21 protein-coding genes and 1 pseudogene are annotated in these 22288 nt (G+C 41.3%); 14 read left to right on the forward strand and 8 right to left on the reverse strand.

Annotation, left to right across the window (positions count from 1 at the left end):
• On the forward strand, positions 1-429 hold the full coding sequence (locus tag FTU22_RS05585) for a YqaA family protein (protein WP_180093399.1): 429 nt from the start codon (positions 1-3) through the stop codon (positions 427-429).
• Positions 430-484: 55 nt separating this feature from the next.
• On the opposite strand, the gene FTU22_RS05590 is transcribed toward FTU22_RS05585, so the two are convergent.
• Together FTU22_RS05590 and FTU22_RS05595 are read right to left on the reverse strand one after the other, a co-directional pair.
• Positions 485-1219, reverse strand: coding sequence for an energy transducer TonB (locus FTU22_RS05590; protein WP_180093401.1), 735 nt, complete (start codon positions 1217-1219; stop codon positions 485-487).
• 104 nt (positions 1220-1323) lie between these two features.
• A complete protein-coding gene (locus FTU22_RS05595; protein ID WP_180024462.1) occupies positions 1324-2577 on the reverse strand; it encodes an MFS transporter in 1254 nt (417 codons plus the stop codon).
• Between the two features lie 223 nt (positions 2578-2800).
• On the opposite strand from FTU22_RS05595, the gene rpmI reads away from it, so the two are divergent.
• Both rpmI and rplT read left to right on the forward strand, forming a co-directional pair.
• Positions 2801-2995, forward strand: coding sequence for a 50S ribosomal protein L35 (gene rpmI, locus FTU22_RS05600; RefSeq protein ID WP_065994397.1), 195 nt, complete (start codon positions 2801-2803; stop codon positions 2993-2995).
• An 11-nt stretch (positions 2996-3006) separates the two neighbouring features.
• The gene (gene rplT, locus FTU22_RS05605; RefSeq protein WP_004647525.1) at positions 3007-3366 is read left to right on the forward strand and encodes a 50S ribosomal protein L20; all 360 of its coding nucleotides are present in this window, start codon (positions 3007-3009) and stop codon (positions 3364-3366) included.
• A gap of 67 nt (positions 3367-3433) precedes the next feature.
• Here rplT and FTU22_RS05610 read toward each other — a convergent pair whose 3' ends face one another.
• Positions 3434-4399, reverse strand: a complete 966-nt coding sequence (locus FTU22_RS05610; protein WP_180093403.1) for a hypothetical protein — start codon at positions 4397-4399, stop codon at positions 3434-3436.
• A gap of 257 nt (positions 4400-4656) precedes the next feature.
• Here FTU22_RS05610 and FTU22_RS05615 point away from each other — a divergent pair.
• The 3 genes and pseudogenes from FTU22_RS05615 (at position 4657) to FTU22_RS05625 (ending at position 5982) form a co-directional block, all read left to right on the forward strand.
• Positions 4657-5037, forward strand: a pseudogene (locus tag FTU22_RS05615) (hypothetical protein).
• Positions 5038-5107: 70 nt separating this feature from the next.
• Positions 5108-5659 carry an adenylate kinase gene (locus tag FTU22_RS05620; RefSeq protein WP_180093405.1) on the forward strand — a complete coding sequence of 184 codons (552 nt, stop codon included), beginning with the start codon at positions 5108-5110 and terminating at the stop codon, positions 5657-5659.
• A gap of 110 nt (positions 5660-5769) precedes the next feature.
• The gene (locus FTU22_RS05625; protein WP_180093407.1) at positions 5770-5982 is read left to right on the forward strand and encodes a hypothetical protein; all 213 of its coding nucleotides are present in this window, start codon (positions 5770-5772) and stop codon (positions 5980-5982) included.
• Between the two features lie 84 nt (positions 5983-6066).
• On the opposite strand, the gene FTU22_RS05630 is transcribed toward FTU22_RS05625, so the two are convergent.
• Positions 6067-7095, reverse strand: a complete 1029-nt coding sequence (locus FTU22_RS05630; RefSeq protein ID WP_180093409.1) for a hypothetical protein — start codon at positions 7093-7095, stop codon at positions 6067-6069.
• A gap of 159 nt (positions 7096-7254) precedes the next feature.
• Here FTU22_RS05630 and pheS point away from each other — a divergent pair, with 159 nt between their 5' ends.
• The 3 genes from pheS to FTU22_RS05645 all read left to right on the forward strand — a co-directional run bounded on the left by pheS (position 7255) and on the right by FTU22_RS05645 (position 11040).
• Positions 7255-8235: a phenylalanine--tRNA ligase subunit alpha gene (gene pheS, locus FTU22_RS05635; protein WP_180024390.1), complete on the forward strand. Its 981-nt coding sequence runs from the start codon at positions 7255-7257 to the stop codon at positions 8233-8235.
• Between the two features lie 130 nt (positions 8236-8365).
• Entirely contained in the window at positions 8366-10747 is a 2382-nt protein-coding gene (gene pheT, locus FTU22_RS05640) for a phenylalanine--tRNA ligase subunit beta (RefSeq protein ID WP_180093411.1), read from the forward strand.
• Entirely contained in the window at positions 10744-11040 is a 297-nt protein-coding gene (locus FTU22_RS05645) for an integration host factor subunit alpha (RefSeq protein ID WP_004783565.1), read from the forward strand. The genes pheT and FTU22_RS05645 overlap by 4 nt, the downstream gene beginning before the upstream one ends.
• A 326-nt stretch (positions 11041-11366) precedes the next feature.
• On the opposite strand, the gene FTU22_RS05650 is transcribed toward FTU22_RS05645, so the two are convergent.
• The 3 genes from FTU22_RS05650 to trxA all read right to left on the reverse strand — a co-directional run bounded on the left by FTU22_RS05650 (position 11367) and on the right by trxA (position 13959).
• Positions 11367-11627 (reverse strand): hypothetical protein, encoded by a 261-nt coding sequence (locus tag FTU22_RS05650; RefSeq protein WP_180024388.1) that lies wholly within the window; start codon positions 11625-11627, stop codon positions 11367-11369.
• A 413-nt stretch (positions 11628-12040) separates the two neighbouring features.
• Positions 12041-13309, reverse strand: a complete 1269-nt coding sequence (rho, locus tag FTU22_RS05655) for a transcription termination factor Rho (RefSeq protein WP_067731074.1) — start codon at positions 13307-13309, stop codon at positions 12041-12043.
• A gap of 323 nt (positions 13310-13632) precedes the next feature.
• A complete protein-coding gene (trxA, locus tag FTU22_RS05660; protein WP_078192629.1) occupies positions 13633-13959 on the reverse strand; it encodes a thioredoxin in 327 nt (108 codons plus the stop codon).
• A gap of 266 nt (positions 13960-14225) precedes the next feature.
• On the opposite strand from trxA, the gene ppx reads away from it, so the two are divergent.
• Genes ppx through FTU22_RS05685 form a run of 5 tightly spaced genes read left to right on the forward strand, consistent with a single transcriptional unit; the run spans position 14226 to position 19335 of the window.
• On the forward strand, positions 14226-15746 hold the full coding sequence (gene ppx, locus FTU22_RS05665; protein ID WP_180090282.1) for an exopolyphosphatase: 1521 nt from the start codon (positions 14226-14228) through the stop codon (positions 15744-15746).
• A 33-nt stretch (positions 15747-15779) separates the two neighbouring features.
• Positions 15780-16604 (forward strand): acetyl-CoA carboxylase carboxyltransferase subunit alpha, encoded by an 825-nt coding sequence (locus FTU22_RS05670; protein ID WP_111884716.1) that lies wholly within the window; start codon positions 15780-15782, stop codon positions 16602-16604.
• Positions 16541-17917, forward strand: coding sequence for a tRNA lysidine(34) synthetase TilS (gene tilS / locus FTU22_RS05675; protein WP_180093412.1), 1377 nt, complete (start codon positions 16541-16543; stop codon positions 17915-17917). Before FTU22_RS05670 ends, tilS begins: the two co-directional genes overlap by 64 nt.
• Complete coding sequence (gene proC, locus FTU22_RS05680) at positions 17914-18744, forward strand: pyrroline-5-carboxylate reductase (RefSeq protein WP_180050196.1); 831 nt, start codon at positions 17914-17916, stop codon at positions 18742-18744. Before tilS ends, proC begins: the two co-directional genes overlap by 4 nt.
• Positions 18745-18771: 27 nt before the next feature.
• The gene (locus FTU22_RS05685) at positions 18772-19335 is read left to right on the forward strand and encodes a YggT family protein (RefSeq protein ID WP_078189567.1); all 564 of its coding nucleotides are present in this window, start codon (positions 18772-18774) and stop codon (positions 19333-19335) included.
• Between the two features lie 161 nt (positions 19336-19496).
• Here the strand turns inward: FTU22_RS05685 and polA are convergent, their stop codons facing one another.
• Positions 19497-22262 (reverse strand): DNA polymerase I, encoded by a 2766-nt coding sequence (gene polA / locus FTU22_RS05690; protein WP_180093414.1) that lies wholly within the window; start codon positions 22260-22262, stop codon positions 19497-19499.
• Positions 22263-22288 lie beyond the last annotated feature (26 nt).

The raw sequence follows: 22288 nt of genomic DNA on the forward strand, positions 1-22288 counted from the left end.
ATGTGGTCGTTTTTAGTTTTATTCTTCGCGGCATTTGGGGCTGCGACCTTACTTCCTTTACAGTCCGAAGCCGTATTGCTCGGCTTGTTGAGCTATAGTCAACATAATCCATGGCTGCTGATTGTGGTGGCCAGTATTGGTAATATTCTCGGTTCTTGTGTGAATTGGTGGCTCGGTTTAAAAGTAGAACATTATAAAAATAAAACATGGTTTCCCGTGTCAGAGCTGAAAATGCAGCAGGCACAGGGTATTTATCACAAATATGGTTATTGGTCTTTGCTACTGAGTTGGCTGCCGATTATTGGAGACCCTATTACTTTAATTGCGGGTTTAATGAAAGAAAACTTCTGGCGCTTTGTGTTCATGGTGACCGTAGCGAAAACCGGGCGTTATCTCTGTATTTATCTTATATTTTTAGGTTTCTTCTGAGATAAAACAGGGCATTGAAACATTCAATCCCTGTTTGAAATGTTGAATCTATTACTTATTTACAGCCATTTACTTGAAACTGAATTTCATCTTTAAAGTTCGACTTTTTGTAGACCCATAGGGTGCTTGCAGTACGTTTAACCGAGATCTGACTATTTCTCAATGCTTCAACGACTTTCTGATCGAGTGCATAAATGCCAGAGCCTTGCTTGATCTTGACCTTTTTTACTTGTCCGTGTTTATCCACTTTAAAGTTAAATTTGACTTTACGATCATGCTGTTTCAACTCATGACTAGTGAGATCTAATTTTGGTTGAGATACATATTGGAATGGCGTTTTCTTATCTGCACTTTGTGCATTCCAAACTTTTGAATCAAAGTTGAAATCACATTCAGGTGTATTGCCTTTAACTCTCAAATTAAACGCTTGATAGCCAATAATGGCTTTGGCTTCACCATTTTCTAAATGTGGTTTGACTTTAGCTTTTTTGACAGCAGAAATTAAGATTCGGTCGAGTTGATCGACACCTGTACTTTCTTCAACACTTGCATCGGTAATTGTACCTTTTGCATTCGCTGTGACACGAATAATGGCTGCGCGATCACGTTGCTTGAGGTCTTCATTGGCATATACTGGTTTTGGGAAAACCGACCAATTTAAACGCGTGGTTAAATGCGCAGGAGCAACTTCAATATTCTGTGCCGGAAGTTGATGGGTTTTGGTTGAAGCACTAAACGCTGTAGAAAATGGAGCGCAGGCCAAAAGGGTTAAGCACAGATATTGTTTCATAAGTCTATTCTAAGATCACAAAGTGAGTGATGAATGCGTCGATATTGCTGCGCAGTATTTCCTGTATTGGAAATACTGGCAAGGTTTAAATGGAAAATATGCCATTATTTTTTTGACTGATGGGTAATGTCGATCCCAAACAAGTCACGGGTTTTTGCCCAACTGATTGCAACTACAGCCATGGTCATACAGCCACCAAAGATTGTCGCCATGATCGTGCCCATATATTTTGCAGCCAATCCAGATTCAAATGCACCGAGTTCATTACTACTGGAGACAAACATGCCATTGACCGCGGCAACACGCCCACGCATATTTTCCGGCGGATAGAGCTGTAAAATAGTTTGGCGAACCACCACAGAGATGCTGTCACATGCACCAGTCATTGCCAGTGCAAAGAGTGATAGCCAAAGATTGCTTGAAAATGCGAATAAAATGGTAAATACACCAAAACCCGCTACAGCCAATAACATATTGCGCCATGCATGATGAGTTGGAGGGAATTTGGTCAATGCAATCATGGTGATCAGGGCGCCAATAGACGGTGCTGCCCGTAAGTAGCCTAAACCTTCAGGCCCCACTTTTAAAATATCTTCGGCAAAAATCGGTAAGAGGGCAATCACGCCACCAAAAAGCACAGAAACTAAATCGAGTGAAATCGCCCAAAGGACAATTTTGGTTTTCCAGATAAAACGAAAACCTTCACTTAAACTATCTTTTAAATTGTCAGATTCAATTTTAGGGAAACTGCGTTTACTGAGCAGATTAATGAGGACGAAGCAGACCGTTAGTAGTGCTGCAACACTGAGCAAACTGGTTTCACGGCCTAAAAATGCCAACATAAAACCGCCAAGCATTGGCCCAATAATCACCCCACTTTGCCAACCAATCGTTGTCCATGTTGCACCATTGGCATAGAGCTCCCGCGGGATTAAAAAAGGTTTAAGCGACGTTGCCGAGGGATTATAGAAACCACGGATCGTTCCAAGCCCAAAAATGACCGCATAAATACCCCAAGACAGTTGGGTGACATCAATTTGGCCGAGACCATATTGGTGAAATAACCCCCAAAGAATCAGTGGCATCGGTACAGAAAAAAACAGACAAATTTTCATAATGGTCTGTTTATTGAAACGATCTGCAAAGTATCCTCCCCACAAAGAGAGAGCAATAAAAGGAATTGCTTCGGCTAAACCAATTAAGCCTAGTGTTAGCGGGTCTTTAGTGATTTGATACAGTGAGTAAGCAACAATAATTTCTTGAATCAAAATGGCTAAGGTCAGACAAAATTGATTAAGCGTAACAATCGAGAAATCCCGATAACGTAGGGCTGCAAAAGCATCCTGTGCAGGTTTCATAATGGACATTAATAGTTGGCGTGCTGACATTATATAAGCCTTATTGGACATCGCTTATAAAATCATCGGAAAATCTATATCAGAAAATTAATTAAGTTCGATATTAGGTAGAAAGATTCGCTTTTGTTTTGAGCAAAGATGCTTTAGAATACTCGCTCCCTTACCTGCAGGGCGTCTTTGCAATGGTGCAGACGTGCCGAACAGGTGTTCAAAAGAGGTTCTTATGCCTAAGATGAAAACTCGCCGTGGTGCAGCTAAACGCTTCAAGCCAACTGCAAACGGTTTTAAACGTCACCAAGCGTTCAAACGACACATTTTGACCAAAAAATCTGCTAAGCGTATCCGTCAATTACGCGGCTGTGTAATGGTTCACGTAAGTGACGTTGCTTCAGTTCGCCGTATGTGCCCATACATCTAAGGAGATTATAAATGGCTCGTGTTAAACGTGGTGTACAGGCTCATCGCCGTCATAAAAAAATTCTTGCTCGTGCTAAAGGTTACTACGGCGCTCGTTCACGCGTATATCGCGTAGCGTTCCAAGCAGTAATCAAAGCAGGTCAATATGCTTACCGTGACCGTCGTCAAAAGAAACGTCAATTCCGTGCTCTATGGATTGCGCGTATCAATGCTGGTGCTCGTCAAAATGGTTTGTCGTACAGCCGTATGATCGCTGGCTTGAAAAAAGCTCAAGTGATTATCGACCGTCGCGTACTTGCTGACATCGCTATGCATGACGCAGTTGCGTTTGCTGCTTTAGCTTCTAAAGCTAAAGATGCATTAGCTGCATAAGTCTTTATGACTTAAAAAAAGACCGCTTTTAGCGGTCTTTTTTTATGGACGAAGTTGATTAGACATCTTATTTTTTCGACCATATGGCTAAAAACACAATGATGCCAATTGTGATTGCGGCAAATTTTATAAACTCAAACTGTTTAAAAAGTAAATAAAAGCCATAAAGTAAAGCGAATAGCATGGCAAAAATTAAAACTAAAGAAAAAAATACAACCCATGGTTTTTCAGGCTCTTTATCTGTTGAAGTGTTGGTGGCGGAAAGTGCTTGATCAGATGTTGACTTGAAATAATTAACTTTGGGGTATTTTTTCTGTAGTTTTTTGAGTAAAGCTTTCTCTTCATCATTGACTAAATTTTCGCGGTTGAAATGATTGGCTGTATAGCACGTGACATCTACATGGTGTTCTGACAGTTTGTACTCATAATCCAATAGTTGTGCATATTCTTCGGTTGTAAATAAATGGATCGGTGAGCTTTCGTTTTTTACATGTTTTAAATTTTGGATAGCAGCTTCGATTGAATTGAGCATTTCAAGCAGACTTAATCCAACTTGAGGTGAGGCTTGAGGATTCTCCAAAAGAGGGAGTGAGTCATCCAGAAGGCCATAATAATACAAATTATGGATTAGTTTAAATTGAGGCTGAATGTGGGTAGAAAACGGATGTTCAAATAAATCCAGTTGAATGCTATTTACTAAACTGCTCCAACTCGATTTTTTATCAAAGCAAAAGCATTTGTTCCGCTGTTGTTGATTGAGCTCAATTAATGTAAACAGCCCGAATGCGTCATGAAATTGTGTGGAACTTGCACCCCAAAACTCCCGAGGATCACCAATAGGGCTGATATCTAAAATTTTCGTTTCAGATTGGATTTGAACCAGTGCAAAGGCTTGATTTAAATTGTTGTGGAAAACAGCAAGAGAGTAGTTGGTTTTTACAAAGTCAAAATGAGGATGTTGATTAAGTTTTGCATGCTCAAAAAGAAGATCAAATGGATAAAGTGAGCATTTTCTAATCCGCTTTTCAGCCATATACATGATCAAATGATCAACTGAGTCATGTAGTAATGCATTGGTTTTAAAATCGCGAATCAAGAAAATGTCGCAAGCTTGGCCGCACCATGGGTGCAAAATCTCGTCATAGTAAATTTTCTGGTTAAAAAAGCGTTGAGCGTTATATTGCAAACCAAGAATAAATTGCTCGTAATGATCTATCATAATGAAGCATTTTTTTATTTTTCAATTGTAAGCTATCTTAGCTTTAATTTGACTTAAAAGGTAACTGCTTGATGCGCAAACAGTATCACTTCCGCTAAGTAGGCGATGATACGTGTGTTTGGGATGTACATCATTTATTAAAACTCAGTCAAAATTTCAAGGTTCAGCAGATTCCTGTAAGTGACATTTAAGAGTTGAACGAAGCATATTGGTTTCCAAAATCTGCACCGACCACACGGCAAATTATTGAACATCTGCAATTGGTAAATGCTACGGACTTAAGTTATCCCATTATTTTATGTGCCAGTGGTCGAGTGATGGATGGTATGCATCGAGTCGCGAAAGCATGCATTGCTAATCAGTCAGATATATTAGCCGTTCAATTTGAACAAACCCCAAAGCCTGACTTTATCAATATCGATGCAGATCTTTTGGATTATCGTGAAGAATAAAAGTTAACCTACAGATCCAATGCTGCTATCTTGAAGTAGATTCACCAGACTCAAGTAGATCATCATGACAATGAAAAGAATAAATGTAGTCGGTACATCGGCCACTGGAAAATCAACCTTTTCCAGAGCTTTGGCGGACAAATTAGGACTAAATTATATAGAACTGGATAATCTATTTTGGCTAGATGATTGGCAGGAGTGTCCTGACGAAATCTTTTTTGCACGTATCGGAGCTGAAATTGCTAAAGCGAAAAATGGTTATGTTATTGATGGCAACTATACTCGAACGATTCCGGTGAAATGGTCTGAAATAGATACGGTGATATGGTTAGACCTTCCGTTTCCAGTCAATTTATACCGCTCTGTAAGGCGCGCATTTTCTCGGGCTAAGTCCAAACAAGATCTTTGGCCAGATTCAAATAATCAGGAAACTTTGTGGCGGATGTTTGGTCGAGATTCCATTGTCTGGTGGATGATTAAGACCCATAAAAAGAATCGTGAAAAATATCTACAGATGATGAATGCACCTGAATATCAACATATTCAATGGATTCGTTTAAAGTCTGCAAATGCAGTTGATGCATTTTTAGAACAATTGGACTCTTATGTTTTTGATGTTTAAGTTTTGATGTTTTATCAATAAAAAGTGCAGTTAAGTTACAGAAATAATCTTTATACCGCGCTTTGCGCCATGCCTAATGTATGGATAGAAAAGAACAAAAGGAAAATAAAATGTTGGCTGAAATAGTTGGTATGGGTCAAGGTAGCATTACTGTAGAGCTCGAAATGATTCCCCGCAAAGGTGAGGCGGTCAAAATCATGTATGGTGCAGACGCAGAGCTTGAGGGGGAAGTAGTCTCTGTCAGTCATTATATTAATCAACATGCCGATCAGCATCGCGTTCGATTAGAAATTCGTCCATTTAATTATTTAACGACCCCATAATTTTGAAATCTTTCATACAGAAGTATGTTTATAAAAAAGCCCTTCTATGAGAAGGGCTTTTTAGTGTTGATCATATTTATACAGTTAAAGTCCGAAGTAATAAGCCAATAAGCAAATCACTACCGTAATAATAATTAAGGTAATCACTCCTCCTGCACCGGGTTTATGAGGCGAGTTAGCCGGGTGTGCATGCTGAGGATTTGATTTTCTATCCTCAGTTTTAAATCCATCCAGAGGAGAGCTTTCAACCACAGGAGTTAAACGTGCAGTTTTATAGTGATTGGCGACTTTTACGATAAATTTAGCCGTTAAATCTTCAGTTTTTTGAGCAAAATGGCGCAAATTTAACTGTTCTTCAGGTGTATAGATGCTGCCATCTGCATGATAGGGATGCTGAATTTTAGACTGAATGTGGCGGTTTAATGCATCTAAGCGATGCAAGCTGTCATGTGCAAAATCCGCTTGTGCATCTGTTGGCAAGAGTGCAAGTTTTGTAGATTCATTCGATTCGCTGCTCGGATCAGGCTGCGTACCATAATAAGGTGTGCCTAACACCTCCGGCTCAATAAAACCTTCCGCAGGTTTTTGTAAAAATAATTCTGCTTCAGTGAAGTTATGAATATCATCCCATTTTGGTAACTGCATATCTGCTTCGATGCGTTTAATGAGTTTATGGTTCAGCTCATAGCGCCAAAAGGTTTCTCGACGAATTTGCAGTTGTTGGGATGCCGGTGCTTCATAGTCATTTTCTGCGTTATACCACTCGGCAAGTTCTTTACCAAAAATCCATGCCTGCTTTTTATTTTTTTCGTGGCTTACAATAAAATGGGCAAAGGGAAGAAGTTCAACGTTAGCATTCGGATTTTGTTCATCATTCAGCAAGCTGGAGCTATGTAAACTTAAGCGTTGTACCCCGTGTTTTTTTAAGCCTTCTAGCCAAATTTGGAAATGTTGAGCCAATAAATGCTGTGATAGCAAATCACGAAAATGGAAACTGTGCTGATCAAAAATGTGGTGATTCAACCAACGTTGAAAACTCAAACCTTGGTTGAGAAATTCATTGCCATAAGTGACGAGTGTGAGCTGTTGTTTCCAGATTGGATCGAGTGCCATAAAGATTGGATCCCATTGATATTGTGTTTATCTTATACTTTTTTTAAAACTTGATGCTAATGCAATTTTAACTTGTGAATGCGCTTCATCATAACGGCTAAAAACTGTTAGAATAAGGGGTTTATATTATTTTTTTAAATTGTTGCTTTGAGAGTTACTATGTCACTGGAAGCCCTGACCACTGAAGCGCTCGCTGCGATTGCAGCAGCAGAGGACCTTGCTACACTCGACCAAGTGCGAGTGCAATTTACAGGGAAGAAAAGCCAGCTCGCGGAACAATCGAAGTCGCTCGGTAAAATGGACCCAGAAGAACGTAAAGTTTTTGGTGCTCAAATTCATGCCGTTCGTGAATCGATTACTGGCGCACTGACTGCTCGTCAAGCTGAATTACAAAAAGCTGCATTAGAACAAAAGCTTGCTAGCGAAACGATTGATATTACTTTACCCGGCCGTGGTCAAACGGTGGGTAGTATTCACCCTGTGACTCAAGTTCAAGAACGTATTTGCCAATTCTTTACCAAAGCTGGCTTTACTGTTGCGACTGGTCCAGAAGTTGAAGATGATTATCACAACTTTGAAGCATTGAACATTCCGGGTCATCATCCTGCACGTGCGATGCACGACACTTTCTATTTTGATGCGAATCATTTACTTCGTACGCATACCTCAGGCGTGCAAATTCGTACGATGGAAACTCAGCAGCCTCCAATCCGTATTGTGTGTCCTGGTCGTGTTTATCGCTGTGACTCAGATCAAACGCATTCGCCAATGTTCCATCAAATCGAAGGTTTGTATGTGGCTGAAAACACCAGCTTTGCAGAACTTAAAGGTTTGTTGGTGAACTTGTTAAATGAGTTCTTTGAAAAAGATTTGAAAGTACGTTTCCGTCCATCTTATTTCCCATTCACAGAGCCAAGTGCAGAAGTGGATATCATGGATGAACGTGGTAAATGGTTGGAAGTTTTGGGCTGCGGTATGGTGCATCCAAACGTTTTACAAGCCGCTGGCATTGACCCAGAAAAATACAAAGGCTTTGCCTTTGGTTTAGGTGTAGAACGTTTTGCAATGTTGCGTTATGGCATTAATGACCTACGTATGTTCTACCAAAATGATGTGCGTTTCTTACGCCAATTTGCTTAAACAGTTTTATACCTCTCCCTAACCTCTCCTAAAAGGAGAGGGGGTGTCCATCATGACTTAGGGTTCGTCCTCTTTCTTTAAAGGGGCGCTAGAGGGGATTAGAAATTTAGAATTAATAGGTTTTTATACAATGAAAATTAGCGAAAATTGGTTGCGTACATGGGTTAACCCAGCCATTGATAGCGATACACTTTCTGACCAACTGACCATGTTAGGTTTAGAAGTTGATGATTTATCTCCTGCTGCAAAACCATTTACTGGTGTAGTAGTCGGTGAAGTTTTAACAGTGGTTCAACATCCCGATGCTGACCGTTTACGTGTCACTACTGTAAACATCGGTTCAGGCGAGCCGTTACAAATCGTTTGTGGTGCTCCAAACGTGCGTGTAGGCATGAAAGCTCCTGTAGCAACCATTGGTGCAGTACTTCCGGGCGATTTCAAAATCAAAAAAGGCAAGCTTCGTGGTGTTGAATCGCAAGGCATGCTGTGCGGTGCGTCTGAAATTGATCTTGAAGACAAAATCGACGGTCTATTAGAGCTTCCAGCAGATGCACCTGTTGGTGTAAATGTGCGTGAATATTTAGATCTTGATGACAATGTGATTGATATCAGCATCACGCCAAACCGTGGAGACTGTTTCAGTATTCGTGGTATTGCACGTGAAATTGGTGTGATTAATCAACTCCCTGTGACTGCCCCTGAAATTAAAGAAGTTGCTGCAACAATTACTGATGAGAAGAAAGTTGTTGTTGAAACTGATGGTTGCCCACGTTACTTAGGTCGAGTGATCAAAAACGTCAATACCAAAGCACCAACTCCTGAGTGGATGGAGCGTGCATTGGCTCGTGCGGGCATCCGTCAGCACAGTATTTTGGTCGATATTACCAACTACGTTTTAATGGAATTGGGTCAACCTTTACATGCATTCGATGGCGGTAAAGTTGAAGGGGCAATTCGTGTACGCCAAGCAACAGCAGCAGAAAAATTAACGTTGTTGAATGAACAAGAAGTTGAATTATCTGAAAACGTGATGGTGATTGCGGATGATCAAAAAGCTTTGGCGATTGCAGGAATCATGGGTGGCCTAAGTTCAGCGGTTTCTGATGATACCACTGAAATTTTCCTTGAGTCGGCGTTCTTTGATCAACTCTATATCGCAGGTCGTGCACGTAGTTTTGGTTTGCATACTGATGCATCTCAGCGTTATGAACGCGGTGTAGACTTTGAATTGCCGATGACGGCAATGCACCGTGCTTCTCAGCTTATCGCTGATTTAGCTGGCGGCGAATTTGGTCCAATTACTGTTGCTGAAAAAGTAGAGTTATTACCAAAACGTGAAGCCATTGAACTAAATCAAGCACAAGTTGATCAACTGCTTGGTTATAAAGTTGAATCTGCATTTATTACCGATGCTTTAACGCGTTTGGGTTGCAATGTCACTGTGAAAGCAGAAGGTGAGTGGACAGTTGTACCGCCATCACACCGTTTTGACATGGCGATTTACCAAGACCTCATCGAAGAAGTGGCACGTATTCACGGTTACGACAATATTCAAATTAGCTTGCCGGTGATTGATGTCAAACTGGCGAAATACCAAGACCAATTTGAATTGGTTCAGTTACGTCAAACTGCAGTGGCTTTGGGTTATCAAGAAGCAATTAGCTTTAGCTTTGCTGATGCGAAACTTGAGAAACAATTGAATCCACAGGTTCAACCACTAGCGCTTGCAAACCCGATTTCTAGTGATCTTGCAGTGATGCGTTCAACCTTATTATCAAGTTTGATCCCATGTGTGCAATACAACGTGAACCGTCAGCAAAATCGTGTTCGTTTCTATGAGCTTGGTCTACGTTTTGATTATCAAGGTGCGAACAGCATTCATGATCTCAAACAGATCCCAACATTTGCACTGGTTGCAACAGGTTCACGTACGACTGAATCTTGGCATGGTAAAGCACAGCCTATGGATTTCTTTGACTTTAAAGGCGATGTAGAGGAGATTTTAAATTCTGCACATTTAAATGTTGAATATGTACGTTCAGAGCGTACGTGGTTACATCCAGGTCAATCTGCTGAAATCTTAGTCAATGGTCAATCAATTGGTTACTTTGGTCGTTTACACCCATCTTTAGAAGATGAGTTGGATTTGGCGACTACTTGGGTCGCTGAATTAGATCAATCGGCTGTTTTGCAAACTTATGTATCTAATTTTACAGAATTATCACGTTTTCCGTCGGTTCGACGTGATATTGCGCTTTTAATTAGTGATAAGATTAATGTTAGTGAAATTCAGCAACTTATCGAAAAAACCGGCGGTGAGCTTTTAGACGCAGTTTGGTTATTCGATGTGTACACTGGTCAAGGTGTCGAAGAAGGCAAGCGCTCATTGGCATTTGCAATTCAATGGCAACATCCAACACGTACATTAGAAGATGCTGAAATCAAAACCGGTATGGATAACATACTTCAGGTGTTGGAAAACACTTACCAGGCGACATTGAGGGCTTCATGACAGCATTAACAAAAGCAGAAATGGCTGATCATTTAAGTGAGCTCACGAGTTTAAACCGTCGTGAAGCAAAACAAATGGTCGAGTTATTCTTCGATGAGATTAGCCAAGCGCTAATCTCTGGGGAACAAGTTAAACTCTCAGGTTTCGGTAACTTCGAGTTGCGTGATAAACGTCAACGCCCAGGCCGTAACCCGAAAACGGGTGAAGAAATTCCGATTTCTGCCCGTCGTGTAGTGACCTTCCGTGCGGGACAAAAATTCCGTCAACGTGTTGGAAATGAGCAGATCAATTGATCTGCTTTTTTTTCCTTTGATTTAGGAGGTGCAGTGCTCATCATCTATCGCACAATTCATGTTGAAGAATATTTGTTTTAAAGTGAGACGATATACTTGAGTTGAGTTGAGTTGAGTTGAGTTGAGTTGAGTTGAGTTGAGTTGAGTTGAGTTGTCGTAGAGATTGATTGTGGCTTTCTTTGAGCTAAATTGTCAGTTTTTATTTTTCAATAAGCATGGGCTTAGTATTTTGAATTTTAGCTATTATTATTAACTAGGGTCTAAAGTTTGAGGCGATAAAAAAGAGAGCCAAAGGGCTCTCTTTTTGTACTGAATAATCGGTTAGATTATTGAGCAGCAGCTTGAGAAGCAGCAGCAGTAGCTTCAGAAGCAGCAGCAGTAGCTTCAGAAGCAGCAGCAGTAGCTTCAGAAGCAGCAACAGTTGCAGCAGAAGCTTCAACAGCAGCAGCGTCAGACGCAGCAACTACTTCAGAAGCAGCAGCTTCAGAAGCAGCAGCAGGAGCAGCTTCTTCAGTTTTTTTAGCACAACCAACGAAAGCTAAAGTAGTAGCAACTGCAGCAGCAATAGCGATTTTTTTGAATAACATGGCATCACTCTCTAAAATATGAGATTAAAAAATAACCTGCGTTAGTCTGTTGTGTGCTTTTTATTATGCCTAATTTGAATAGGTATTAAAAATGCATAGAGCAGTCTAACTGGTCTGCGTGTATGCTATCACTGAGTATTTTGAAATGCTACTAGTGACTTTGAAAAAACCGTTAAAAATAGGTGAAAAACGGCCATTTTTTAACAGAAAATAACAATTAAGAGAAAGTTTTATATTGGCGAAATAGCAAATAAACTACTAAAAAGAATAGGGTTTTTTAAAATATATTTTTTATAATCATAAACTTGAAAATAAATTTACATGGAGATCTATCAAATGTTTCTTTGTGTAACTAAAGTCAACCAAATAAAAAGGCCATCGTTATAGATGGCCTTTTCAGTCAAACATTCAACTTAGTTGGATGCTTTACGTTTCATTTGATCGAAGAAATCATCATTGGTTTTGGTTTCTTTCATGCGATCAAGCAAGAATTCCATCGCTGCAAGTTCGTCTTGTGTATGAAGCAATTTACGTAAAATCCAAACTTTACGGAGGTTATCTTCAGACATTAGGCGCTCTTCACGACGTGTACCTGATTTTTTGATGTTCATCGCAGGGAACACACGTTTTTCAGCAATACGACGGTCTAGGGTAATTTCTTGGTTACCTGTACCTTTGAATTCTTCGTAGATCACTTCATCCATCTTACTGCCAGTTTCAATCAACGCAGTTGAGATAATTGTCAGTGACCCACCTTCTTCGATATTACGTGCTGCACCGAAGAAACGTTTTGGACGTTCTAAAGCATGGGCATCCACACCACCAGTAAGAACTTTACCAGATGAAGGGATTACAGTGTTGTAAGCACGTGCTAAACGAGTAATTGAGTCAAGCAAAATCACTACATCTTTTTTGTGTTCAACAAGACGTTTCGCTTTTTCAATCACCATCTCTGCAACTTGTACGTGACGAGCTGGTGATTCATCGAATGTTGAAGCAACTACTTCACCACGAACAGTACGTTCCATTTCTGTTACTTCTTCAGGACGTTCGTCAATCAGAAGGACAATCAAGAAACATTCAGGATTGTTACGAACAATCGACTGTGCGATGTTTTGTAACAACATGGTTTTACCCGCTTTTGGCGGTGCAACGATAATTGAACGTTGACCTTTACCAATCGGAGCAACCAAGTCAACCACACGCGCAGTTAAGTCTTCTGTTGTACCATTACCTAATTCCATTACCAATTGTTCGGTTGGAAATAAAGGTGTTAAGTTTTCGAAAAGAATCTTATTACGTGAGTTTTCTGGTGTGTCGTAGTTAATTTGATTAACTTTTAATAATGCAAAGTAACGTTCGCCTTCTTTAGGTGGACGAATCGTACCTGTAATAGTGTCACCAGTACGAAGGTTGAAGCGACGGATTTGTGATGGGCTCACATAGATATCGTCAGGGCCGGCTAGGTAAGAACCCGCTGCAGAGCGTAAGAAACCAAAGCCGTCCGACAGAATTTCTAGAACGCCATCACCAAAAATCTCTTCGCCGTTCATTGCGTGGCGCTTTAAGATGGCAAAAATAATATCTTGCTTACGGTTACGAGCCATTCCTTCGAGGCCCATAAACTCGGCAATCTTGATGAGTTCGCCAATCGGTTTTTTCTTGAGTTCGGTTAAGTTCATAGGTGGTCAGATAGAATCTAAAATTCTGAGGTACAGGTTGGAAAAGGGAGCAACAAATGTGCCGCGATCATGCAAGAAACGATAGCAATTGGTTTGCACAAAACAATTCAGAGATCTGATTCGTTATTTGAAGAGAGATGTGAAAAACAATTCTGTTGCCGAGCGGCATTTTATGTGTTGTGTTGTAAGAAAATGACAGGATTTGAGATCCTTAATTTCTTGAGTAAACAATATAAGAGAGAACACAGCATTTGTCAATTTATCAACCAAAAAAATACGCTGTGTAAAACAGCGTATTTTCGAGTGTTTTTATCGAAAAAATATTAGATGTTTTCTTCGATGAAAGCTGTCAATTTAGATTTTGGTGCTGCACCGACTTGGGTTGCTACAACTTCGCCGTTTTTAAACATTAATAATGCAGGAATGTTACGGATGTTGTAGTTTACAGCTGTTTGTTCGCAAGAAGTTACGTCTACTTTAACGATTTTAACTTTGCCTTCAAACTCAGTTGAAAGTACTTCAAGTACAGGTGCAATGGCTTTACAAGGAGCACACCAACCTGCCCAGAAATCTACAAGTACAGGAGTATCAGACTCTAGTACATCGGCTTGGAAGTTTTCATCAGTTGTATTTACGATATTGCCAGACATGGATTTTGCTCCGGAATTAATTTTTAAGTTGACTCTATGTTTATAAGTATTACATAGCCAACTATAACAATGTAGGGGGTTATGTAAATTTTCGACCTGAATGGCGAGTTTGTCTAATGGATGATCACGATGCCGATGATCGTGTATGACTATCATTGCTTCAGATAAAAAATCGATAAGTTCCGCCCGAACTACTCATAAATGGCTTTTAAATTGCATGTATGTGAATTAATCTAAGCACAATTCTGAACAGGTTTTTTTGAATAATGTCTGATTTTTTGATTGATGAAGAATTACTTGCTGCTATCGATATGGGATCGAACAGCTTCCACTTGGCTATCGCACGCGTAGACCATGGTGAAGTGAAAAAAGTTGCATCAATGTCAGAAAAAGTACAGCTTGCCGCAGGTCTAGACGAAAATAAAAATTTGACTGAAGCCGCACAGCAACGAGGATTAGCCTGCCTAGCACGTTTTGTGGGGCGTTTAAATCCTGTACAAGCCAACCGTTTACGTATTGTGGCGACTAATGCCTTGCGTCAAGCAAAAAATGGTCATGAATTTATTCAAAAAGCCGCTGAAATTTTACCAAAACCAATTGAAATCATTGCTGGTCGTGAAGAAGCCCGTCTCATTTATTTAGGGGTTTCCCATACTATGGCAAATAGTGGTCGCCGCCTTGTGATTGATATCGGTGGGGGCTCAACAGAGTTGATTATTGGTGAAGAGTTTGAACCGATTCATACAGAATCTGTGCAAATGGGCTGTGTCGCTTTTACCAAAGCGTTTTTTGCTGATGGTGAAATTAATCTGAAAAGTTTTGATAAAGCGGTAAATGCTGCTCGCAAGGAAATCGCAGGCATTGCCAACACTTATAAAGCTGCTGGCTGGGATACTGTTGTCGGTTCAAGTGGCACGATCAAAGCGTGTCGTCAGATTTGTGTCAATATGGGCTGGAGCAACGATCAGGAAGAACTGACACGTGACGGTTTATTTAAACTCAAAGATAAATTGCTTAAATATAAGCATGTCAATGAAATGGAATTTGATGGTCTAAAAGAAGACCGTCGAGCAGTTTTGCCAGCCGGCATTGCCATTTTGTATGCCGTCTTTGATGTGCTGAATATCGATAAATTGGTTTATTCTGATGGCGCGTTACGTGAAGGCGTGATGTACGACCTATTGGGACGTTTCCAACATGAAGATGTTCGTGACCGTTCTGTACATGCGTTGATGGGTCGCTACAACGCAGATATGAAACAAGCTGAACGTGTGGTAAATACCGCTCAACAACTGTTTAATGGTGTGGCGACCGCACTGAATTTGACCAGTGATGACAGTGATTTACTGCGTCGTGCAGCGTATTTGCATGAAATTGGCTTAGCGATCAGTCATAGTGGATACCATCGTCATGGTGCTTATTTACTGCAACATTCGGATATTCCGGGTTTCTCACAAATTGATCAAAATCATTTGTCGCATTTAGTGGCGCATCATCGTCGTAAGTTACGCAGTGATGCACGTGTTGATGTGATGAAAGTCGGTGGTAACAAACTTGTTTACTTATGTCTATTGCTTCGTTTAGCAGTTTTATTAAATCATAGTCGCAGCGATGAGATGCTTCCTGCCATTGAATTAAGCGTGGACAATGCGCAACAATGGCAACTTAGTGTTTCTGGTGATGCCAAACAGTGGCCTTTGTTGGTTGCAGACTTGCATGATGAGCAACTGCAATTTAAGCATTGGGATATTGAACTGAATATCCAGTCGGAACAATTTATCAATTAACAGACCAGTTAAGTTAGGGATAATGATCGACCTATGAAAAATAAAGCAGCTCAATCTAAAGCCTGGACTACGGTTCAGATCGCACGTCATCCTGAACGTCCGCAGTTTTTGGATTATGTTGGCGAAATTTTTACAGAGTTCGATGCTTTGCACGGTGACCGCCTATTTGGTGATGACGGTGCGATGATTGGTGGTTTGGCTCGTTTAGATGGTCAGCCTGTGATGATCGTAGGTCAGCACCGTGGTCGTAGTACACGTGAAAAATTACAGCATAATTTTGGTATGAGTAACCCAGAAGGTTATCGTAAAGCGCAGCGTTTATTGGATATGGCCGAGCGTTTTAATCTGCCCGTCTTTACCTTTATTGATACCATGGGTGCGTACCCAGGTGTGGGTGCAGAAGAACGTGGTCAGGCTGAAGCGATTGCAACCAGCTTAGCTCAGCTTTCTTCACTCAAAGTGCCTGTAGTAGCAACGGTATTGGGTGAAGGAGGTTCGGGTGGTGCGCTCGGTATTGGCGTAGCTGACCGTGTGATTATGCTATCTCACAGTATTTATTCAGTAATTTCACCTGAAGGCTGTGCATCTATTTTGTGGAAAACTGCAGAAAAAGCAGAACAAGCAAGTGAAGCATTGGCATTGACGGCAGATAAATTGCAGAAGATGGGCATTGTAGAATACGTGGTGGACGAAGCGGAAGGCGCACATTTAAACCCTGAAAAAGTCATGCAGGATTTGAAAGTGGTCTTGAAGCAAGCTCTAGAAGAACTGCAACCAATGGATGCAAACGAACGATGCGAAGCGCGTTACCAGCGTTTAATGAAGTTTGGCAGCGACAATTTAGGGCTGATTGCTTAAGTCAAATTCAGGCGCTGCCTGAACAAAGCCGATTTTTAATAGGATGTAGTGGTGGCATGGACTCCATGTTGCTGCTGCATCTTATGTCGTTTTTGTGCCCTGAAAAAATACGGGTGATTTATATTGATCACCAATTACAAGATTGTAGTCATGCTTGGGGCGAATTTGTACGTGCTCAATGTAAAGCGCTGAATTTGCCATTCATCATACAAAAAGTTCAGGTTGCGCAAGGTAACCTTGAAAATCAAGCACGCTCGGCCCGCTATCAAGCCTTTGCCCAACATTTACAAGCAGATGAAATATTGGTACTCGCACATCATCAGCAAGATCAGGCGGAGACATTGATGTTGCGGCTACTTTCAGGTGCTGGTGTCCATGGCCTTGCTGCGATGAAAAAAATCGATGCGCGTGAAGATTTTATTTTATGGCGTCCGCTATTAGATCTTTCACGTGAGCAAATTTGCCAATGGGCAGCACAGCTGCATGTGCAAAATATTCAAGATCTCACCAATTTTGATACCGACTATGACCGCGCGTGGAGTCGTGAAATTTTGTGGCCGTTACTCAGCGATCGATTTCCTAAAATGCAGCAAGCTCTGAGTCGAACCAGTTACTTGATGCAAGATGCCGATGAAATTTTAAACGAGGTATTACAACAAGATTTAGCAGTCTGCGGCTCATCGCAAGCGTTATCTTTGGTGGCTCTACAACAGCTCAGTCTGGCACGTCAGCGTCAGTTGTTATCGCACTGGATGAAAGGTGAGGGACAATATCGTCCTAGTTTTAAAATGGTACAGCGATTATTTTCAGAAGTGATTGGCTCACGCGAAGACTCGCAAGCGGCATTGCACTGGAATGGATTTTATTATCTGCGCTTTCAACAGCAACTTCATCGGATTGCCAAAGCGGATTATCTTCAAACTGAACCCATTCAAGAGGTTGAGGTTGTAACTTGTGTTGCAGGTCAGTGCCTCAAGTTGCTTGCAGGACATTTTGTGATTCAACCCTCAGAGGTTGGCTTATCACCAGAATTATTGGGGCAGCAACTGCAGATTCGCCCACGCCTTGGCGGAGAAAAAATTCATTTATATGGTCGTGTCGGAAGTTGGCCTTTGAAAAAAGCCATTCAGCAGGCGCAAATTTTTCCATGGCGACGTCATACTATTCAAATATTAAGCCGAGATAATGTTATGCTAGGCGTCTTTACGCCTCAGGGCTTTTGGTTGGCGCAGTCTGAATTTTGTACTCAAGCTGGCTGGCAACCGACATTATCTCTTAACGCTAAATCTGCAATATCGGATCTTCAATCATGAGCGCAATTCTAAATTGTAATATCAGTTTCATTGGTGGCGGCAACATGGCACAGGCTTTAATTGGTGGCCTAATTGCACGTGGTGTCCCGACTACACGTATTACAGTTTCAGATCCCGTAGAAAAAGTACGTGAGCTTTTGGCTGAAAAAGATTTGCATGTGACCGATGATAATGTTGCAGCAATTCGAGAAGCTGACATTGTTCTTTTTGCCGTTAAACCTCAGGTGTTGGCAAAAGTTTTGGCACCATTACAAGGGTTGCTAGAAGGGAAGTTAGTGATTTCAATTGTTGCAGGTGCAGAAATTGCAACGATTTCAAAACTATTAGGCACAGAGCGTATTGTTCGTGTCATGCCAAACACACCGGCTTTAGTTCAAACCGGTGCGCATGGTTTGTATGCAGGTGAAGCGGTTTCGGCTGAAGATCGTGATCTTGCAAGTCAAGTTTTGGCTTCAACGGGTTTAACACTTTGGGTAAACTCAGAAGCTCAGATTGATGCAGTTACAGCTGTTTCTGGCTCAGGTCCTGCATACTTTTTCTATATGATGGAAAGTATGATCCGTGCAGGTAAAAATATGGGCTTGGATGAAAAAGTAGCTACAGCATTAACCTTGCAAACTGCATTAGGTGCCGCACAAATGGCAATTACCAGTGCCAATAGTCCTGCGGAGTTACGTAAAAATGTAACCTCTCCAAACGGTACAACACAAGCCGCGATTGAAGTATTTGATCGTGCTCAAATTTCACAAAATATTCAGGCTGCTTTAGCCGCAGCGCAAAAGCGTAGCCAAGAGTTGGCACAAGAGTTAAGCGAAAGCACCAAATAATTCGATTTGATTTAGGAAAGTTCAAGTATGGGCTCTGCTCAAATTTTTGGAATCATTATTAACGTTGCAATTTTGCTCGTATTTTTCCGTTTTTTAATGCAGCTTGCTGCCGTGAGTCCATATAACCCTGTGGTTTTGGCAACAGCAAAAGCAACAAAAATTGTCGATATCTTTAGCCGAATTTTCCCAACTTTGGCCAAAGGTCGAGTGAATACTGCAGCTTTGGTGTTGGTGGTGATTCTGTATTTGTTAAAAATGTTTGGTTTGATGTATTTGTCTGGCGTGGCAGTGAATAGTCCATTCCATCTGATCATTATGACCTTTGTGACCATGATTCAGGATTTAATCCGTTTCTGTCGTTACTTAATTTTTGCATCGATTATTTTGAGTTGGGTCGTGATGTTTAGTCAGTCACGTTCGCCTTATATTGAAGTGGTTCAAGAGCTGGCAGAACCGCTACTTGCGCCATTCCGTCGTATTCTTCCAAATATGGGGATGATTGACTTGTCACCAATTTTTGCGATTTTGGCATTGTTGGTTGCGGAAACCATTATGAAGCAAGTCGCAATTGCATTATTGACTGGTCTTTAATCTGAGCTAAGACGAGTTAAATTAAAAAGGACGCCGAGGCGTCCTTTTTTGTGGATTTAATATGAGGTGTAAAATAAGATATTTTTACTAACTAAGAAACATCTCACCTCTATCCCAACCTTCCTCCTAGAAGGAGAAAGGTGTGAATGAACGTGAATGAATTAGTGTGCTTCATCCCAGTTATTGCCTTGACCCACTTCCACAATCAGTGGAACGGAAATTTTCAACACAGATTGCATCACTTCAGTCAGTTGGGCAGACAGTTCATCGGCAATTGCAGCATCAACTTCAAACACCAATTCATCGTGTACTTGCAGTAACATTTTGGCTTGATCTTTCGGTAAGATTTTATCGACTGCAATCATGGCTAGTTTAATGATATCCGCCGCAGAACCTTGTAGCGGCGCATTAATCGCTGCACGTTCAGCGCCTTGTTTCACCATTTTGTTGCTCGCCATAATGTCTGGTGTATACAGACGACGACCTAAAATGGTTTCCACAAAACCTTGTTCACGTGCAACTTGGCGAGTACGTTCCATATATTCCAAAACACCAGGGTAACGTTGGAAGTATTTACCAATATAGTTACGCGACTCTTCACGAGTGAAACCTAATTGACGGGTCAAACCAAATTCAGACATGCCATAGAGCAGACCGAAGTTCACCGCTTTTGCTTGACGACGTTGGTTGCTGGTCACTTCGTCGAGTGGAATACCCAAAACTTCTGCGGCAGTACGTTTATGTACATCTTGCCCATGATTGAAGGCATCGACCAATGCATGATCTTGCGAGAAATGCGCCATTAAACGTAATTCGATTTGCGAATAATCGGCTGCCAATAAAATGCGACCTTCAGGTGCAATAAAGGCTTTACGGATTTGACGTCCAATATCTTCACGGACAGGAATGTTTTGCAAGTTTGGATCTGTGGATGACAAACGACCTGTAGCCGTTAACGCTTGGTGGTAACTGGTATGCACACGATGTGTGTCATTATTCACTTGCTTTAACAAACCGTCGGTATAGGTGCTTTTCAGTTTAGAGAGACCACGATATTCCAAAATTAAATCAGTAATCGGATGATCGATTTTTTCTAACACACTTTCACTGGTGCTGTACTGACCAGTAGAGGTCTTTTTGCCACCTTTTAAACCTAATTTATCAAACAGAATTTCACCCACTTGTTTTGGCGAGCTGACATTGAAGCTTTGACCCGCAAGATCGGTAATTTCGGTTTCTAAATTTTGAATGGTATTGGCAAATTCCACACCAAGTTGGTCGAGGAAGTTCATATCTAGCTCAATGCCGTTTTCTTCCATAGAGGTTAGAACACGGGCAACCGGCATTTCAATATTGTGCAAAATATTGATCAGTTCCGGATGGGCTTGTAACTTCTTATCGAGTACTTCATACAGACGATAGGTCACATGGGCATCTTCTGCAGCATAATGGGCTGCCGTTTCAAGCTCAATTTGGTTAAAGGTTTTTTGTTTTGCACCTTTGCCCGCCACTTGTTCGAACGTCGTTGTGAGATGACTTAAATACAAACGCGCAACATCATCCATTCCATGACGAGTTGCCACAGAGTTAAGGACATAAGAGGCCAACATGGTATCGAAATACCAACCTGCCAAATGAATGCCATGATTTTCTAAGACATGTGCGTCATATTTGAGATGATGACCAATTTTTTGTACGTCATTATCTTCAAGTAAAGGTTTGAGTTGATTCAGGATCGTGTCACGATCAAGTTGTTGCGGCGCACCTTCATAATCATGCGCAAGCGGCACGTAATAGGCATCATGTGCATCTAAAGCCACCGAGAAACCCACAATCTGTGCCACGCGGTAGTCGAGGCTAGTGGTTTCAGTATCAAAGGCAAAACGCTTTTCAGTACTTAGACGTTTAAATAACCCATCCCAATCTTCTTGAGTCAATACCGTGTGATAACGTGCTTCACCAAGTAAGTCATCAACACTGGTTTTGTCCGCTTGATCTTCCACTTCAGGTGCATTGGCTACAGTCGCCGTGGTGTTAATGGCTTTGGCTACTTGTTTGTAGGTTGCACCATTGGGGTTGTTCGGATGATCTAAAGACTGCAGTTGGTTACGAAATTCTAGTTCCGTATATAAATCACGAAGTGCTGGAATATTTGGATCGGCAAGTTTCAGATCTTCGTATTTAAGGCCCATGTCGAGGTCACAAACGATGCTCGCCAGTTGGTGGTCAAGAGCAATCCCTTCTACATTATCTTTAATGTTTTGACCGACTTTACCTTTAATGCTGTCGACATTTTCTAAAATGCCGCCAATCGATCCGTACTCGGTTAAAAGTTTCGCTGCTGTTTTTGCGCCAACACCGGGTACACCACGGATGCCGTCAGAGGCATCGCCCATCAGCGTGAGGTAGTCAATGATTTGATTCGGCCACACCCCAAATTTTTCAAAAACGCCTTGAACGTCCATCGGTTTGTCTTTGAAGCTATCTTCTAAAGTGACACGCTCAGTAACGAGCTGTGCCATGTCTTTGTCACCAGTGGAGATCAAAACTTGATGACCGGCTGCTTCAGCGCGTTTGGCTAAAGTTCCGATAATGTCATCGGCTTCAGCGCCTGGCAACATATGTAGTGGAATCCCTAGAGCACGAATTAACGCATGAAGATATGGAATTTGTTGTGATAATTCTTCCGGCATCGCAGGACGGTCACCTTTATAGATCGGGGACAATTCATGACGGAAGGTTGGTTCAGGTGTATCGAAAATAACGGCCATGTGCGTCGGTTGGATACGACGCATTAATTTTTGGATGGCAGAAATGGCACCTCGGATTGCATTGGTATGCAAACCGGTTGAAGTGGTTAATGGTGGCAGTGCATGGTAAGCACGAAATAAAAAGTATGAGCCATCGACCAAGACAAATGGTGGCATTGATAATTTCCTAATCCTAAAAACGG

The sequence above is a fragment of the Acinetobacter sp. YH12076 genome, from assembly GCF_013419525.1.
GTDB lineage: Bacteria > Pseudomonadota > Gammaproteobacteria > Pseudomonadales > Moraxellaceae > Acinetobacter > Acinetobacter amyesii.

Bases quoted from the DNA above. Each gene is read 5' to 3' on its own strand.
- FTU22_RS05650 (WP_180024388.1), bottom strand. From the start codon at position 11,627: ATGTTATTCAAAAAAATCGCTATTGCTGCTGCAGTTGCTACTACTTTA.
- FTU22_RS05625 (WP_180093407.1), top strand. From the start codon at position 5,770: ATGTTGGCTGAAATAGTTGGTATGGGTCAAGGTAGCATTACTGTAGAG.
- FTU22_RS05585 (WP_180093399.1), top strand. From the start codon at position 1: ATGTGGTCGTTTTTAGTTTTATTCTTCGCGGCATTTGGGGCTGCGACC.
- polA (WP_180093414.1), bottom strand. From the start codon at position 22,262: ATGCCACCATTTGTCTTGGTCGATGGCTCATACTTTTTATTTCGTGCT.
- FTU22_RS05685 (WP_078189567.1), top strand. From the start codon at position 18,772: ATGGGCTCTGCTCAAATTTTTGGAATCATTATTAACGTTGCAATTTTG.
- pheS (WP_180024390.1), top strand. From the start codon at position 7,255: ATGTCACTGGAAGCCCTGACCACTGAAGCGCTCGCTGCGATTGCAGCA.
- FTU22_RS05610 (WP_180093403.1), bottom strand. From the start codon at position 4,399: ATGGCTGAAAAGCGGATTAGAAAATGCTCACTTTATCCATTTGATCTT.
- rplT (WP_004647525.1), top strand. From the start codon at position 3,007: ATGGCTCGTGTTAAACGTGGTGTACAGGCTCATCGCCGTCATAAAAAA.
- FTU22_RS05590 (WP_180093401.1), bottom strand. From the start codon at position 1,219: ATGAAACAATATCTGTGCTTAACCCTTTTGGCCTGCGCTCCATTTTCT.
- ppx (WP_180090282.1), top strand. From the start codon at position 14,226: ATGTCTGATTTTTTGATTGATGAAGAATTACTTGCTGCTATCGATATG.
- pheT (WP_180093411.1), top strand. From the start codon at position 8,366: ATGAAAATTAGCGAAAATTGGTTGCGTACATGGGTTAACCCAGCCATT.
- trxA (WP_078192629.1), bottom strand. From the start codon at position 13,959: ATGTCTGGCAATATCGTAAATACAACTGATGAAAACTTCCAAGCCGAT.
- FTU22_RS05670 (WP_111884716.1), top strand. From the start codon at position 15,780: ATGAAAAATAAAGCAGCTCAATCTAAAGCCTGGACTACGGTTCAGATC.
- tilS (WP_180093412.1), top strand. From the start codon at position 16,541: ATGCGAAGCGCGTTACCAGCGTTTAATGAAGTTTGGCAGCGACAATTT.
- proC (WP_180050196.1), top strand. From the start codon at position 17,914: ATGAGCGCAATTCTAAATTGTAATATCAGTTTCATTGGTGGCGGCAAC.
- FTU22_RS05630 (WP_180093409.1), bottom strand. From the start codon at position 7,095: ATGGCACTCGATCCAATCTGGAAACAACAGCTCACACTCGTCACTTAT.
- FTU22_RS05645 (WP_004783565.1), top strand. From the start codon at position 10,744: ATGACAGCATTAACAAAAGCAGAAATGGCTGATCATTTAAGTGAGCTC.
- FTU22_RS05595 (WP_180024462.1), bottom strand. From the start codon at position 2,577: ATGAAACCTGCACAGGATGCTTTTGCAGCCCTACGTTATCGGGATTTC.
- rpmI (WP_065994397.1), top strand. From the start codon at position 2,801: ATGCCTAAGATGAAAACTCGCCGTGGTGCAGCTAAACGCTTCAAGCCA.
- FTU22_RS05620 (WP_180093405.1), top strand. From the start codon at position 5,108: ATGAAAAGAATAAATGTAGTCGGTACATCGGCCACTGGAAAATCAACC.
- rho (WP_067731074.1), bottom strand. From the start codon at position 13,309: ATGAACTTAACCGAACTCAAGAAAAAACCGATTGGCGAACTCATCAAG.